The following is a 16,729-nucleotide window of genomic DNA, read 5'->3' as shown; positions in this document are numbered from 1 at the left end:
TAATTAAAAAGGACGTGCAGCAGCAAATTCTTGAATCTCTGATTTCATTTTTGTGAGATAGTCAATATCATCATATCCATTAAGCATATTCTCTTTCTTGTAACTATTAATCTCAAAGGATTCTGACGCTCCAGTAGCTTTGATAGTAATGGTTTGTTCTGGTAAACTTACTTCTATTTCAGTTTTAGGATCTGCTTCGATGGCACTGAAGATTTGTTCTAAAAAATCTGGACTTACCTGAACGGGTAACACTCCGATATTTAAACAATTACCTCTAAAAATATCTGCAAAGAAACTAGAGACTACACATCTAAAACCATAGTCATAAACTGCCCAAGCAGCATGTTCTCTGGAAGACCCTGAACCGAAGTTTTTACCACCCACTAGTATTTTACCACTATAGGTAGGATTATTTAATACAAAATCTTCTTTAGGGGTATCATCATTATGGTATCTCCAGTCTCTAAATAAGTTATCTCCAAAACCTTTACGTTCGGTAGCTTTTAGGAAACGAGCTGGTATGATCTGATCTGTATCTACATTTTCTATTGGTAATGGAACCGCTGTAGATGTTAGTATGTTGAATTTATCGTATGCCATTTTAATTGCGAATTATATCGATTAAGAATTTCGAATTCGGTTTATGCTAATGCTTGTTCTTTTAAAAGTGTTCTTGGATCTGTTACTACTCCGGTTACTGCAGTGGCAGCAGCCACTAATGGACTTGCTAATAACGTTCTGGATCCTGGTCCTTGTCTTCCTTCAAAATTTCTGTTGGAGGTGCTAACAGCAAGTTTTCCTGCAGGGATTTTATCCGCATTCATTGCTAAACAAGCTGAACATCCAGGTTCTCTAAGTGTAAATCCAGCTTCTGTTATAATATCTAGTAAACCTTCTTCTTTAATTAGGTCTTCTACTTCGTGGGATCCTGGAACTAACCAGGCTGTAATGTTTTCTGCTTTCTTTTTTCCTTTTACAATAGAAGCAAAGGCTCTAAAATCTTCGATTCTACCGTTGGTACAACTTCCTAAGAATACATAGTCTACAGGTTTGCCAATCATAGCGTCACCCTCGTTAAAATCCATATATCCTAAAGATTTTTTATAGGTGGCAACACCTCCTTCTACAGCAGATGCATCCGGAATATGATTGGTAATTCCGATTCCCATTCCTGGATTAGTACCATAGGTAATCATAGGTTCTATATCCGCACCATTAAAAGTTAGTTCTTTATCAAAGACTGCATCCTCATCTGTATGAAGTGTTTTCCAATATTCCATAGCAGTATCCCAAGCTTCACCTTTAGGAGTTAGTGGCTTGTCCTTTATATATTCAAATGTTTTGTCATCAGGAGCTACCATTCCACCTCTTGCTCCCATTTCTATACTAAGATTACAAACCGTCATACGACCTTCCATGGTCATATTTCTAAAAACATCTCCCGCATATTCTACAAAATAACCTGTGGCACCAGAAGTGGTTAGCTGAGAAATTATATATAAAGCAACATCTTTTGGTGTTACCCCAAAACCAAGATCACCATTTATATTGATCCTCATTTTTTTAGGTTTAGGTTGCATGATACATTGTGTAGATAGCACCATTTCAACCTCTGATGTTCCTATTCCAAAGGCAATAGCTCCGAAAGCTCCGTGTGTTGAGGTGTGTGAATCTCCACATACAATAGTAGCACCTGGGAGTGTAATTCCGTTTTCAGGACCTACTACATGAACAATTCCGTTTTTTTTATGTCCTAATCCCCAATGTGAAATACCCCATTCGGCAGCATTTTCTTCTAAAGCTTTTAGTTGATTAGCAGAAAGCGGATCTTCTACGGGTAAATGTTGATTAATAGTTGGAGTGTTATGATCTGCGGTTGCAAATGTGCGTTCTGGATATAAAACTGTGTTTCCTCTACTTTTTAATCCTAAAAATGCTACTGGGCTAGTTACTTCATGAATGAAATGACGATCAATAAAAAATACATCGGGGCCATTTTCTATTTTACGAACTACATGGGAATCCCATACCTTATCAAATAATGTCTTACTCATTTTTACGATCTTTTCTGCAATACAATTGATGCATTTAGCATCTTGTTATTAAAATGTTAAAAAGGAGGTAAATTTACGAGTTATGGAAGATATCAGCTAATAAAATGGTAAAGTAAGGAGTAGTTTTAAGCATATCTCAAAATTCGCTTAAATTTTAGATGATTTGATAAAAAACATAGAGATTTTGGGAAAAACCAATATTTTTTGTTTTGGTATTTGATTTAAAATCAGGTTATAAGAAATGATAGGATAAAAAAAATGTTACTTTTTGTTAATTATCCTTTGTAAAGCTAAAAAAGGTTGTATATTTGCCGTCCAATAGCGCGGGATAGAGCAGTAGGCAGCTCGTCGGGCTCATAACCCGAAGGTCGCAGGTTCGAGTCCTGCTCCCGCTACTAGTAACCACTTCATTTTGAAGTGGTTATTTTTATTTTTAGACTTTTTTTGAGTTGTAAAAACTATTTTTTAACAATAGAGCATGGTTTTGGAGCATGGTTTGTGTTACTTTTTAGATCTAAAATTGATCTCATTTTAAAGTGGGGTACTGTTGATTTATTTTATGTGCTTTTTCAGTTGATGATTTAAGTTGTTGTTTATCAGTTTGTTTTGTTGTTCTGTTTCTTTATTCCTGATTAAGATTTTTGTTTTTGAATAGGACATGGTTTTTTTGCGAACTTCGGGGAGGTATTCATTAGAGTACTGCTTGAGAATATGTAAATTGTTTGAAATTATGGTTTGTAAGGTCAAGAAGGATCAAGGTCAAAAGTTGAATACAGCATAAATATTCTTGTTAATCGAAATGTGAGAACTTTATACTTTTTATGAGATATAAAATTTTGCAAAGATTAGTTTTTACTCTAATAATTTAGTATTCGGTTTGCTTAAATAATATTGGAATAAAAATCTAAGATGATGTTTCTGAAAAATGGTTAAAACCGATTGATGTCTGTTTTTTCAATTTGGAAAAGGAGTAATTTGAATATTGTACAGGAAAATAAGCAGTGTAAATTAATAGGTGTCTCAAGAGTGTTTGAACTTTACATGTTTAATATTTCACTATTCTTATTTTTGGAATTCTTCTTCTACAGATAAACTTAGATTATTTTTTTTAACTTTATATGAAGTAAGGTTTTGAGTTTAAATGATCAAATTATATAACTGAAATTTGATAAGTCAACAGATATATTGGGATGCATTTATAATGTCTTACAATATGATACCACTTTTTAAAGTATCAATATTTAACATATGATTTGTAGATAATACCTAAATTAAAAGTATCTTTAGGGTGATAAAATTCGTAAAGCTTCAAATTAATCTTGTTTTTTCAGATTCACTATTTTTTTATTGCTCTCTTTTTTTCTCGGCAATAGTGCAAAAAACAATTTTGAGGATAACAACGTAGATTTTAGCATTGTTTCCAACGTAGAACAAGTTTTCATAATTGAATATTCCTGTTTGTTTCTCCATCCATATTACGTTAATATGTTATCTCCGAATTATAAGGGGATAGGCTCAAAACAAAAAGTTGATAGTATCAAAAATCTAAAATTTTCAAAAAGAACAAACTCTGAGTTTTCAAAAACATTGAGAAACAAGGTGAACAATTATTTCAAAACAGATTAAATCGACAAGCATACAAATAACAGCATGATCTTTAAAAATATCGTAATACTTGCGGTTTTTTTAGCATTAATATTGGTATTGCTTCCGATACAGCTAATGAATATGAAATACCCTATCATACAAAAAGAACATTTTTTTCAGCCATTATGGACATATTAGAATTTTGCGAAAGTTGGGAAAAATGCAAGTCATACATAGAATCCAGATACAATTTTAAGATAATAAATTAAAGAACAATGAATATTATAAAACAAACATTAAATAGAATAATAAATAATAATTACAAAGTAATGAAAGAAGGAACAGTAAAATTTTTCAATACTGCCAAAGGATTTGGCTTTATTAAACTCAAAGATTCTGATGAAGATATTTTTGTACACCAAAGCGGTATTATAGATGAAATTCGTGAGAACGATAACGTAAAATTTACGATGGAAAGAGGTCAAAAGGGAATGAACGCAGTCAATGTTGAATTGATTAAATAACAAGTCCTACCTCTCTAAAAATGTTGAAAAGCCATCTATTGAAGATGGCTTTTTATGTCTTATATCCTATACTGACAATACACTTAAATGTTGAGTATCTAATATCTAATCTCAAATATAATAGAGGTGTTGTGATCGTATGAGAATGCTTAAAAATATGTTCCTAAAGTAAAACTCCGTACAAAAAACAAAAAAATGACAATACAGATAAAACTTTCCTTAATAGCACTGATTTTTTTTACCATTGGCTATTCCCAAGAAATAAATCGAATAGAACAACTAGAGGGAGTGTATCAAGGACGTATTAAAGGAGGTTATTCGTTTTGTTATAAAACCGTATCTGGATTTGATGAGATATTGGTTTTTAATGAAATTTTGTCTGTTATACTTGAAAAATATCCATTGCATACGGATAAAAATATTGGAGAAAATTTTATCATCTCGTTTACTAAGGATATAATTATTGAGAAAAAAAAGAGTAGAGAAGTGTCAACCATATTACGCTTACAAAAGCTTGTACCTGGACAATATCTTCGAGAATGATATAAAATCCTAATTCCTAACGTATAAATAAATACCTTACATATAAACGATTACAAATATGAGTACAAAACTATTCATAAAATACATGGTTAGTTTACGATGCAAACTGATGGTCAAAGAAGAGTTAAAAAAACTTGGATTGCATTATTTGGTTTTAGAATTAGGTGTTGTTGAGCTCTTGGAAGATATAACTAAAGACCAACGCCTTGAACTGAAGAAAAATCTAAGTAAATCTGGCTTAGAACTGATGGAAAATAAAAAAAGCATTCTAATTGAAAAGATAAGAAATGTTATTGTTGAAATGATTCATTATACAAATGAAATTCCCAAAGTTAATTATTCTGATTATATAAGTGAAAAAGTTGGTTATAATTACACATATCTAGCAAATATATTTTCAGAAGTGAAGGGAATTACTATTCAGCAATTCATCATTATCCACAAAATAGAAAAAGTTAAAGAATTACTTATTTATGATGAACTAAATCTTACAGAAATAGCTTATAAACTTCATTATAGCAGTGTTGCTCACTTATCTAATCAATTTAAAAAAATCACAGGTTTAACACCCACTTTTTATAAAAAACTGAAGGAAAAACGTAAACAAAGTCTAGAGGATTTATGATAAATAAACATAAATTCATATAGCTTGTTCGATGTTCAAAATGTTTGATACTGCAGAAAAGTGTGATATATGTAATGTAGGCTTAAACTAGTGTAACACATTAAAGTATTAATTAACTGAATTTCGTATCCATAACGAACTCTTTTTTATAGATGAAGAGGTATTCATTATCTAAAAACAAAAACCATGGCAAAAGGAAAAGAAGGTAAATCTAAGTTAGGTAAAAAAGCACCTGTAAAAAGTTTGAAAGAAAAGAGAGCTGCAAAAGCTGCAAAAAGAAAGGAGAAACGGAGCGAGGAATAATTAGTAAATACAAATCGTTGCTGACGTATTCTAATTTAACATTAATCATCCATAATATCTTTTATGAAGAATAAAGAATTAGAAAAATCCTATAAGTATAAATTGGTTGATACCATTGATTATGTGCCTGGATCTGTGGTGATGAAAACAATTCTAAAGAAAAACACGGGAATAGTAGCCATATCATCATTTGATAAGGGAGAAGCCTTGACTTTTAAAACTTCTCCTTTTGACAATTTTATTCAAATTATTGATGGGGAAGCTGAGATTATTATTAATGAAGAATCAAAAATTGTTGAAACAGGTCACGCAATTATTATCCCTGCTCATGCAATAAATATAGTGATGGCAAATAAACGATTTAAAATGATATCGATTATCATTAAAAGTGGTTATGAAGATGTAAGTATCTAAAATTTGAAAATAAGGTATATGGAAAGGCAAGAAAGTAAATTCAAACCGGGCGATACCGTTTATGCCAAAGTAAACCCTGAAGTCAAATTGGTCGTACGGTTATATTACCGGCGAATATACTATTGTACGTTTGCTGAAGATCCTAAGAAAAAGGAAGTAGTATTTTTTGAAAGAGAGCTTGTTCAATGAATGTTAAAAATAATAAAAATTAAGAATTAAATGACATACATATAAATGACAAAAAAATTACACATAGCAAAAAAGCAAAGTTTTCATTTCAATATCCCGAAAAGTAAACCGAAGATTGCTTACTTCATATTGGCACATCGTTTCCCTAAACAATTCAGACGATTATTTAAGACAATTTATCACCCAGGAAATCACTACTTAATCCATATTGATCAAGAATCCGATGCTTCTACTAAAAAGGGTATTAAAGCTTTTTTAGAAGATTATTCTAATGCTTATATTTTAAGAAGTGAGAATGTAGTGTGTGGAGGATACAGTCGAGTACAGTCTGAAATTAATGGAATGAAGTATCTCTTAAAACGTTGCCTCAAATGGGATTTTTTTATTAATCTAAGCGATCAGGATTTTCCTTTGAAATCTAACAATTTTATATTTGATTTTTTGGGCAAGAACATCGGTAAAAACTTCATGAAGATTGCTAATCAGATTAGAGATCGCCCAGATACGATGAATCGAATTGAAAACTATTTTCACGAAACTGATATTGGTTTTTCGGGCATACCTTATCAAAGATCCTTCATGAAAAATGTAACCCCATATATAGGAGGGCAATGGATGATCTTGACTAGGACTTGCTGTGAATTTATCTGCTATAACCCTGAAGTAAAAAAATTTGAAGATTTCTATCACAATATATGGTTGGCAGATGAATCATTTTTTCAAACAGTACTAATGAATACTTCATTCAAAGAAACAATCGTAAATGATGATAAAAGAGCTATTATATGGATGTCTGACGAAGGGATGAAATTGAAACCTAAAACTTTGACTGGATCAGATATTGACTTTTTGATGCAAGGAGACAACTTATTCGCCCGAGAATTTGATGAGAATATTGATGTGTTGGTATTGGATTTTTTGGAAGAATCTATAAAAACAGATCCAATACTAAATAATTCTATTAATATAGATTTTAACCTTATTCCAACTCTTAATATGGATACAAAAAAAAGTGTCGTATTAAGCCCAGAAACAATTATAAATCCGCCTACTCAATTAAGAAAACTTAATGGCAATAAATAAATAGTAAAATGGCTAAAATGAATATTACGAGAAGTTGGAGGGAGCAAAAGGTGATACTAAAACGAAGGTTTTCTTTTCTATCGGACGGGGATTTTGATTTTAAAGATGGACAAAAAGAAGCAATGCATGATAATCTTGCTGTTAAACTTAAAAAAACAAGAACAGAGCTAGAAGTACTTTTTGCTGAATTACAAACCTATTGAATTATACTTAACAAAAATAATCATGCATAAATTTAAAATACAACCTCTTTCTGATAGGGTGCTTGTAAAAGCAGACATCGCAGAAGAAAAATCAAAAGGAGGTATCATTATACCTGATACTGCTAAGGAGAAATCTCAAAAAGGTATCGTACTAGCCGTCGGAAAGGGAAAGAAAGATGAACCCATGACCGTAAAAATTGGTGATGCCGTATTATATGATAAATATTCGGGCACAGAAATTACGGTTGAAGGAATTGATGCACTTATTATGAAAGAGTCAGATATCTTTGGCATTATTCGGCCAGTCAGATTAGAACTCATATAAAAAGATTTAACAAATATATGTTGAAACTAAGATGATGAGTTATGTATAGATATGAAGATTAACAAATCAGTATATCCTAAAGATAAAAGGGAGTTTTGTCAGGGTATTTAAAAACAGTTGATTGCACATAAGACTCTTCTAAAATGGCATAGTGAGCATATTTTTTATTTTTTTCTACTGCCCAACCAATATTGCCATAGTCAAAATGCCAATATTCTTTATGATCACACACAAAATCTTCATTCTCGAAAAGTTTCATAAGTAGCTTACGGTTTTTCCTTGCTTCCTCACTAATGCTAGGATGTTTGGGGTAACATTTTTCATTTAAATCTATATGTAGGCCATCGTTAGTTCCGAAATCCAGGACACATTTCTTTCGCAAATCATAAATCAAAGCATCAACCGCGCCTCCAGTTGAATGGGTAGATTGTTTTCTTGGGGCGATAAACCTTGATACTAGCTCATTAATTTCTTCTGCGTTTTTTTTTGGATATTTCTTTTTCATAAAACTTGCTTTTTGCTCCCATAGTTTCTGCTGATGCTCAAATGATCTCCATGCAGATCTAATAATTAACCTTTTGTCCTGATCATCCAGAAGCTTACTTATTCGACCTATTTTTTCGTAGACCTCTTTTCTAACTAAATAACGATAGTTTTTTTGAATGGACTTTTCGAATATTAAATTAAAATTAGAATCCTGAAGACTTATCAATGGGCTTAGATCATCTTTGATAGTCATAATGGCTGCTTTCTTTTTGTGCGACCTATTTTTCTCTTCGACTACAAGACAATAATCTTTTGCGCTTATTGGAGTCTTGATGTTTTTAAAAATATAGGGTGAATTCATAGCGGTAACTAATGCTCCATATTTTAATGTAAATGACACCTCGTCTCCAACTTTTAAGTCTTCTTTTTTGGCATTGATTATAATGTGATCCCCACCCGCTCCTAGGATTTCAATATTTAATTTTGGGGTTAATCCAGTCACCATTACATCCTGAACACCTATTGCTAAAATAGCTCGCCTTATCATACCTTGGTCTTTAAAATTTGGTTTGTTACCAAAAGCGTTAAGACCAATTTCGCCATCTGGTACTGATGATTTGTTTTTCAGTTCGATAACCTCGGCTGTCAACATAAAGGCGTCTTGATAAAGTTTTGGAATCGGCTTTCCGGTTAAAGGTTCATAACCTAAAAATATAGACTCTCCGAGTCTCAAATTATTAATCTTGCCTAAATCTTTTGTAGTATTAAACCAATTATAATTAGCTGAGTTCCCTCCTGAGATTATAGATAGCTTTATGTTGAACTTCTTCTCAATACTATTAGCAATAGAGGATAGTATGTCCATTTTTTCCGCGGTGGGTTTAACTCCAGAAAAGCAGGCAAGATTTGTACCTATACCTTCAAGTTTAATACCTTTTAGAGTCAGTACCTTTTTGATAGTGTTTTCCAATTGTGATGGTAATATTCCTTCACGTAAATCTCCTAATTCTACCATTAGTATAATTTTATGGATCTTACGGTGTAGGATAGCATATTCTGAAAGTTTTTTTATTACAGATAATTCCGAGTTTAAACTCATATCAGTATCTAATACTACTGATTCTGTTTGACTGATCATTGGAGTTCTAATCAACAGGAAATTTGCTTTGACTCCAGCAATACGCATTTTTTTGATATTTGATATTCTGGAGTCAGCAAGAATTTTAATCCCGCTCTTTACCAAAATATTAGCAATATGAGGATCCGCACAAACTCCTTTAGTAACAGCAATGATATCTATACCTTTTGACCGAAAAAGGGAACTTAAACCCTTAGCGTTATGAGCAATTTTGTTAAGATTAATATCTATTCTTGGGGTTGGCATAGTAGTGGATTGACACGATTTAAATCAGGAAATATTTCTTGAAGTTTTTCTACCAACTTACCACAGTCGTTTTTTAGGACATCAGTAACAGGTAATTGATATTTTACTTCATAAGCCTTTATTATATTTTCAACTTCTTCGTCATTCATATCTTCGTGATTAATTGTGATTGCAATTACCTTAGACCCAGTGAAGGTTTCTAACATTTTTATTTCACTCTCAAGTGTTGGCATTGGAATTTTGGGAAAATCACATCTAGTACGTCTTTTTGGTGGATGTTGAAGGATAATAGCCTTAGGCATAGCACCTCTTAGGATTGCACTTGAAGAGGTAAATGCCGGATGGCTCAGTGCTCCTTGTCCTTCCACTACAATAATATCGGGTTGTTCCTTGATTGCTTCCAGAACAGCATTTTCAACTTCTCCGGTTGCAAAACCAGAGCTTAGTACATCTATGGCAATACCATATTTGGAACCTTGAAGTATTCCTGTCTGACCTGTAGTTATGAAGATCGCATTTAAACCTATTTTCTTTAGGGCTTCTACTAGCTTAAGTGCTGTAGTTCGCTTACCAACCGCACAATCTGTACCAAATACTGTTATGACAGGAGTTTGAACGTCTCTGATTTGCCCTGTAAAATTATGAAGGTTTTCTTTTGAAGGTGGTTTTCTTACATCAAAAATAGATACATTGTATTTATTTGCAAGCTCTATACAAACTGGATCATCCGAAAGAAACTCTGGTAGTCCATTTACAATATGCATTCCAGATTTAATGGCTGTGTAAATAACTTTTTTCTCTTCATTATTAAGTAATGGTGCGAGTGGAGCAATCCCATAGATAAAGTATTTTGGAACGCTATCTAATATCTCAATCGCTTTATTAAAATTTTGGAATATTGGTATCTCATTTTTAATTCCATCCAAATACTCTCCGGCATCAAGACCTGATTTAGTGCTATCTATAATCCCAACGATTTTATACTTTCCAGAATGCCTGACAAGACCATTTGCGACTTTACCATCTAATTTGCCAAATTCATTTTCGCAATAGACAATTGCTGATGTTTTCATAATTTGTGCGATTTAAGATAAAAAATAGATCTTGGAATAGTTTAACTTCCCACCAATGCTCTGGCGGTCAAACCTAATTCCCATCTATCGGGGTCATTTTGAAATCCACAGTAATAAACTCCATTAATATATCTTCGAACGATAAGGGAAATATTGGGATTGATTTTAGTGAATACGGTATCTCCTATTTTGTATTTACCAATTACCTTATTATCAAGTTTCATATCTACTATATTATAATTTTTTAATACCTCTTTAATAAAATTTGATCCTTCTAATCTTATTCTTGGAGTTGTTAAGTTTCTTTAAATTCCGGAGATCATACTTGGAGGATCATAATCGCCGGAACCTAAAGTTTTATTAGTAAATTACTAATAAAAAGAAACAGAAAAATGGTTGTAAGAGAATAGTCTTTCTTTAAAAAAGAATCATAATTCAAAATGTAAATATCTTTATAATTAATTAATTAAAGGTTGTATAATAAGAGTTGAATGTTACATAAATCACAGTTTTAGTACTATTTGATATTATTATAGGAAAAGTAATAAAATTTAAGATTTCAGAACATGGTTTATAATCACTTATATGTTTTATTTACTACGTTTTTGTCTAAAATGTTTAAAAACTATTGATTTATTAACATAATATTTAGAATTATAAGCATTTCAGTACTGCGTTTTTTGCTTCTAGAAAGAAATATAAACCATGCTCCGTTTTGGAGCATGGTTTTTTAGTACGGAATTGTTGTTAAATGTATCGGTTTGCATGCTCCAAAAAATATAAAAAACTCTGATACAAAGTGTTGTGGTTTTTTTGATCTGTCCTCATAACCCGAAGGTCGCAGGTTCGAGTCCTGCTCCCGCTACTAAGAAAGCTTTACATTAGTGTAAAGCTTTTTTTTATTTCTGGAATTCAGTCTGTTTTCATAGGACTAGAAGAAATCAAGACGAATTGTTATGTTTTATTAAAAAATCTGACCGAAATCATTTATTAGATAGTTTTTAATAAAAAACTTTATAATTGAACGTTATGGTATTCGCTGTCGGTATTAAAAGTTTGTCCTATCATTTATTATCATCTTATTTTTGGATATAATTCTCATGACCAGTTTGATTAAATGCAAACAAAAGTAGGTTGGCATATCTCTGATATTGTTTCATTTTACCAACATCCTTACCATGTCCGGTAGTAGAATCTATTAATACAAGTTTTGGATTTTTAGAGATATCATATAATTTCATTTTAGCCATAAATTTTAACGTAAACCAAGAAGGTACTCTAGGATCATTTAGACCTGCAGTAAGAAACAACGATGGGTAGCTTGTATTTTTTTTGATATGATGATATGCGTCCATTTCTTTTAAAGCTTCAAAATCATCTTTATTCTTAATGGTTCCAAATTCTTTTGTATTATTTACACCATTAGGTCTCATTTCTGAACGCATCATATTTAAGGAACCAAATTCAATGATAGCAGCTTTAAATAATTCTGGTTTTTCTGTTATAGCTCTTCCTATCATTATACCTCCTGCGCTTCCGCTCAAAATAGCTAACTGTTCTTTACTCGTATACTTCTGATCAACTAGGTATTCTGCGCAAGAAATAAAATCCTTCCAGGTATTCGCTTTATTACGTTTATTTCCTCCAGTATGCCATTTTACTCCCTTTTCTCCACCACCTCTCACGTGTGCCACAGCATATATACCACCTTCTAAAACCCATAAAGTCCTACGACTTGACATTTGTGGTTTCATAGAAATACCATAAGCACCATAACCATCCATTAACAATGGAGCCGGTTTGTTTTTAAAAATATCCTTTTTATAAAATATGGATAATGGTATTTTTGATCCATCATGTCCATCGACTTCAATTTCTTCTACTACAATATCTTTGAGTAAATCGTTTGTGTTAGGTCCTGTTTTTTGGTTTATATTTTGTGTTGTTAAGGTGTTTTTTTGAAATAAATAAGTATCATTTTTTGTGGTCCATCCCGAAGCCTCTATCCATAATCGATCACTTTCTAAACCTGAAGATTTTAATGATAAGTTTCCGTATTTTTTAGGTAATTCTATTTCAGTCTCTTTTTTAGTTTGAAAGCTGTAATTAAAGAGTTTAGCAGAGACTCCATTTTTAGTTCGTACGAAAAAAACACCATCTTTATTTACCTCAAAATCATTGATTATATATTCTTCATGTTCTGGAATTAAAACTTTCGGATTTTCAAAATTTGGATTTTCAATAGAGGTTTTACAAATTTTATAATTTGATGAATTTTTTGAAGTTTTATAAATCAAAGAATCTCCAATAATTAGATAACTTTTAATTTCGTTCTCCTTATTGAATAAAGGTTTCCATTTAGGATTATTTATTTCCTCCATATTGGTGTAGTATGCATTATAATAACTTCCTGCACCAGGAGTTTTTCCAATGAGATATTTGTCATTTTTATTTAATAAAGAAACTATTGGAAAGTCATTTTCGTCTAAATCTAAATAAGTAGCTACATTTTTAGAAAAAACTTCTTTGTTGTTTTCTACACCTTCACCAATTTTGTAAAGTACGGATTTTGTGTTTTTTAAAAACTCCTTTGATTTGATATCAATAGTTGGATAATGTAAATATAAAAACCCGGAGTTATCAGGCAGCCATTCAACTCCTCCGGAATTTGAAGGCCATGTATTACTGATAATTTCGTTATGAATTTTTTTGGTGGTAACGTTGATTATTAAAATATCAGAAACTTCTCTTCCTTTTTCTGTTACCGCTACTACAACTTTACTTCCAATCCAATCAGGTTGTATATAGCTTATAATATTTTTCCCATTTAGATTAAGTTCAGAAGGATCCAATAATAACTGTTCTTCTGCATTAATGTCTTTTTTATAAAATAGTTTTGAGGTGTTTTCTTCAGGTAGTCTTTTTAGGTAAAATAATTGATTGTTAGAAGTAAGTTTGATACTTGAGATTTCGAATTGGTCTAGCTTATCTAGCTCAATTTGTTTTTTGATGAGATAATCCTTTTTAGTAATACTATTTAGAAAAGAATTTGCTATGTCATTTTGCTCGAAAATCCAATTTTTTACTTCTTCTGAATTTGAATTTTCTAAATATCTATATGGATCTTGAATAAGTTGTCCATGAATGGTGTCCACAACAACCTTTGGTTTTAGCTTCATGCTTTCATTAGTATTACATGATATAAATGTCATTACAATAAAAATAAGGTAATAATAAACGGATTTCATATGAGGTAGGCTAAGGTATTGTTTGTTTTAAATAACATAGATATAAAGGAAAGCCCAAAAGCTTTCCTTTATTGATTCTTCTTTTAGGAAACTATTCTTAACAAACCTGCCTTGATACAGGCCAAGTGTCTGTTCCTGATGGGTCATCATCGTCGTCAAAATTAAAGTGTGCTGCTCCTCCTTTTATAGAGTTAAGGTTGTTTAATTTTGCAATGCTTGTTTTCTTTAAAGAAAGTTCTAATTTTTTGTTTAAGTTTTTCATGTTTGATGAATTGTGATTATTAAATTAAATGCTCAGCAAAACTAATTGAAAGAAGATAATTTAACATTGCAAAAACTCTCTTTATGGACTGTATTCAGGAATTCAGGTCACTGTTTTCCGGAAAAAGGCCTAAAAACACTGGCTAATTACTCTCAACAGGCATATTTGATTTTTCATTTTGCTTTTTAAGTTCTTTTAAGAAAAATGAAGGATGAATTCCTGAAGTCTTATAGAAAGATTTAGAAAAAGCTTCGCTAGTATTAAAACCTATCTCGTTTGCGATTGCTTTAATTGTGTATTGTCTAATTCTTTTATTTTTTTTCAATTCTTCAATAATATAACGTATCCTTAGCTCATTAACATAATTGCTAAAAGTTTTGTGTTTATAACTGTTAATTACCTTAGACAAATACTTAGAATTGGTATTAAAATCTTTGGATAGACTACTAACGGTAATATTGGGTTTCAAAAAGTCTCTATCTTCTTCAAACTTTTCAAGGTTCTTCAAAATATCATTAATAATTATTTCTGAAATTCCTAATTCTACTGAATTTGAAGAATTACTTGCATCATTGTTATCTGAAATAGTTTTTTCAGATGGAATTTGCTCTTCTTGATTCTCTTCTATTAGATTTAAAAACCTTTGTTTGTATATTTTCTTCTTCTTATTGTTATAAATTAATAAGACAATTAATGTAGCGGATATAACAAAAAGTATGGTAAGAAGAATAAATTGTGATTTGTTGTTTTTCTTTAGAGAATCTATAATTTCTTCTTTTTCAAGTATAAGATTCTTTTTGGAATATTCGTTATTTATCTGTTTTGATAAATATCTATAGTTTTTATCAAGTATGCTATCTACATACAAAAGCCTATTGATATAGAATAATTGTTCATCTTTATTTCCCTTTTTTTTGAAATTATCAATCAATAATTCATAGGACTCTCTTATTCCTGGAAAGAAGTAGTCTTCTTTAAAAGCCAAAGAATCAGATTTTTTAAGATAGCCTATGCACTTATCGTAATTCTTTTTCTTGTTGAAAATTTTTCCTAGGTGGAGATCTATCCGGATTTTTGTTCCAGTACTTAGATTAGAATAATTACTTATTTTTAAAAGTTTATTAATACTATCTAAACTAGAATCATATTTTTCTCTGTAATACTCAGATATGGAAGAGGTTAATAATAGTCTTTCATATAATATACTGTCTTTTGATTTTAAACTAAGTTTAATTGCATCTTTGTTGACCTGATAGGCTAAGTCGAAATCATCATTTAAGTTTAACGAGTTGCCATAAGCATAAAGTGAAAGAATATAATCATATTCATAATGCTTGTCTTCATTAAATTTCATTTTATTAAAGGAGACTACTGTTTCTAAAATTTTTCTACTTTCTTCAAAATCTCCTAATTCATTTTTTAGCAGGGCAATATAATATTTGGTTTTAAATTGCTGTTCTACATTGTTACTAGCAATTGCGAGGGAATTAACCTTAATTAGTTCATCCATGGATTCATTAAATCGTCCTTGAGATCCTAAAATCGTAGCCTTAAGAAGATAAGCCTTGCCTGGATAAGTAAAGTCATTAGCGTTAACCGTCAGTTTTATAATAGAATCAAGATATTTAACCGCAATATCCTTATCTGAAATTTCTGCTAACATATATAAGCCATCAGAAATTTTTATGATGTCATTTTCTTCCTTTGCTTTATTAAGAAAGTTTTTAGCAATTATTTTAGCCCTTTCAGGGTCTTTTTTGTTGATCAAAAAATCTTGACTAAGTTCCGTGTAATCAGAATTTTGAGTATAATCGGAAATAACGTTTTGTGATAAGATATGATTACAGCAGAATAGTGCAAATAATGTAAAAATTAATGTATTGATTTTAAACATTTAGGAGAACTTCGATTAGACGATTTGTGAAATTTACGTTTGAGCATAAAAGCAATAATTGTACCGAGATTCCTTAATATATTGCTTTCTTGATCAATTATAAGTGATTATAAACACAACTAGAAACTCTTTTGGAGGCAAGAAAGATGATTACAGTTGCTGCTTTTCCCGGAATTCAATTTATCAATACATTCAGTTTTAAGATTTATAAAAGGTTATAACGCAAAGATAATATTTTATAGGACATAGATTTTTTTTTTAGAAATCAAAATTTTTATTTTTTTGATAGTCGGTATTCCGGAATTAATGGTGGGTTATTAAGTAATGAGTTAATATAGGTGTTTGTTTTTCAAGGATTTATGTTTTTTTGTGTTTAAAAATGGTTTTTCCTGTTATTATCGTCTTTTGGACTGAGAATGGGCATTTTTTAACTATTTAGATACTAATAGGAATTCAATGAATCACGGGTCTTTATTCCTGAAAACGGGATCACATTGTTTGTTTGTACATATGTTTATCCATTATGTTTGTA

15 protein-coding genes and 1 tRNA gene are annotated in these 16,729 nt (G+C 30.9%); 8 read left to right on the top strand and 8 right to left on the bottom strand.

What is annotated here, in order from left to right; all coding sequences use genetic code 11:
• Positions 1-3 precede the first annotated feature (3 nt).
• The gene (leuD, locus tag ABD077_RS00110; protein WP_343909300.1) at positions 4-600 is read right to left on the bottom strand and encodes a 3-isopropylmalate dehydratase small subunit; all 597 of its coding nucleotides are present in this window, start codon (positions 598-600) and stop codon (positions 4-6) included.
• A gap of 41 nt (positions 601-641) precedes the next feature.
• Positions 642-2,054: a 3-isopropylmalate dehydratase large subunit gene (gene leuC / locus ABD077_RS00105; RefSeq protein WP_343909298.1), complete on the bottom strand. Its 1,413-nt coding sequence runs from the start codon at positions 2,052-2,054 to the stop codon at positions 642-644.
• Positions 2,055-2,376: 322 nt separating this feature from the next.
• Between leuC and ABD077_RS00100 the strand changes: the two genes are divergently transcribed.
• The 8 genes from ABD077_RS00100 (at position 2,377) to ABD077_RS00065 (ending at position 7,850) form a co-directional block, all read left to right on the top strand.
• Positions 2,377-2,449, top strand: a tRNA-Met gene (locus ABD077_RS00100).
• A 1,467-nt stretch (positions 2,450-3,916) separates the two neighbouring features.
• A complete protein-coding gene (locus ABD077_RS00095) occupies positions 3,917-4,165 on the top strand; it encodes a cold-shock protein (protein ID WP_343909296.1) in 249 nt (82 codons plus the stop codon).
• Between the two features lie 195 nt (positions 4,166-4,360).
• Positions 4,361-4,708 (top strand): hypothetical protein, encoded by a 348-nt coding sequence (locus tag ABD077_RS00090; protein WP_343909294.1) that lies wholly within the window; start codon positions 4,361-4,363, stop codon positions 4,706-4,708.
• 85 nt (positions 4,709-4,793) lie between these two features.
• Complete coding sequence (locus ABD077_RS00085; protein ID WP_299606361.1) at positions 4,794-5,333, top strand: helix-turn-helix domain-containing protein; 540 nt, start codon at positions 4,794-4,796, stop codon at positions 5,331-5,333.
• A gap of 366 nt (positions 5,334-5,699) precedes the next feature.
• The gene (locus tag ABD077_RS00080) at positions 5,700-6,050 is read left to right on the top strand and encodes a cupin domain-containing protein (RefSeq protein ID WP_343909292.1); all 351 of its coding nucleotides are present in this window, start codon (positions 5,700-5,702) and stop codon (positions 6,048-6,050) included.
• Between the two features lie 234 nt (positions 6,051-6,284).
• Positions 6,285-7,322 carry a beta-1,6-N-acetylglucosaminyltransferase gene (locus ABD077_RS00075; RefSeq protein WP_343909290.1) on the top strand — a complete coding sequence of 346 codons (1,038 nt, stop codon included), beginning with the start codon at positions 6,285-6,287 and terminating at the stop codon, positions 7,320-7,322.
• A 17-nt stretch (positions 7,323-7,339) separates the two neighbouring features.
• A complete protein-coding gene (locus ABD077_RS00070) occupies positions 7,340-7,525 on the top strand; it encodes a hypothetical protein (RefSeq protein ID WP_343909288.1) in 186 nt (61 codons plus the stop codon).
• Between the two features lie 22 nt (positions 7,526-7,547).
• A complete protein-coding gene (locus ABD077_RS00065; protein WP_299605912.1) occupies positions 7,548-7,850 on the top strand; it encodes a co-chaperone GroES in 303 nt (100 codons plus the stop codon).
• A gap of 76 nt (positions 7,851-7,926) precedes the next feature.
• On the opposite strand, the gene ABD077_RS00060 is transcribed toward ABD077_RS00065, so the two are convergent.
• From ABD077_RS00060 to ABD077_RS00035, 6 genes are all read right to left on the bottom strand, one after another.
• A complete protein-coding gene (locus tag ABD077_RS00060; protein WP_343909284.1) occupies positions 7,927-9,720 on the bottom strand; it encodes an alanine racemase in 1,794 nt (597 codons plus the stop codon).
• Positions 9,702-10,793 (bottom strand): N-acetyltransferase DgcN family protein, encoded by a 1,092-nt coding sequence (locus tag ABD077_RS00055; protein WP_343909282.1) that lies wholly within the window; start codon positions 10,791-10,793, stop codon positions 9,702-9,704. Before ABD077_RS00055 ends, ABD077_RS00060 begins: the two co-directional genes overlap by 19 nt.
• A 41-nt stretch (positions 10,794-10,834) precedes the next feature.
• On the bottom strand, positions 10,835-11,017 hold the full coding sequence (locus ABD077_RS00050; protein ID WP_140592049.1) for a hypothetical protein: 183 nt from the start codon (positions 11,015-11,017) through the stop codon (positions 10,835-10,837).
• Between the two features lie 855 nt (positions 11,018-11,872).
• Entirely contained in the window at positions 11,873-13,972 is a 2,100-nt protein-coding gene (locus ABD077_RS00045; protein ID WP_343909278.1) for a prolyl oligopeptidase family serine peptidase, read from the bottom strand.
• A 166-nt stretch (positions 13,973-14,138) separates the two neighbouring features.
• A complete protein-coding gene (locus ABD077_RS00040; protein ID WP_343909276.1) occupies positions 14,139-14,303 on the bottom strand; it encodes a hypothetical protein in 165 nt (54 codons plus the stop codon).
• 142 nt (positions 14,304-14,445) lie between these two features.
• Positions 14,446-16,197: a helix-turn-helix domain-containing protein gene (locus ABD077_RS00035; RefSeq protein ID WP_343909274.1), complete on the bottom strand. Its 1,752-nt coding sequence runs from the start codon at positions 16,195-16,197 to the stop codon at positions 14,446-14,448.
• Between the last annotated feature and the right edge of the window lie 532 nt (positions 16,198-16,729).

It is taken from the genome of Aquimarina litoralis, from assembly GCF_039523995.1.
GTDB lineage: Bacteria > Bacteroidota > Bacteroidia > Flavobacteriales > Flavobacteriaceae > Aquimarina > Aquimarina litoralis.
This window is presented reverse-complemented; position numbering and strand designations above follow the sequence as displayed.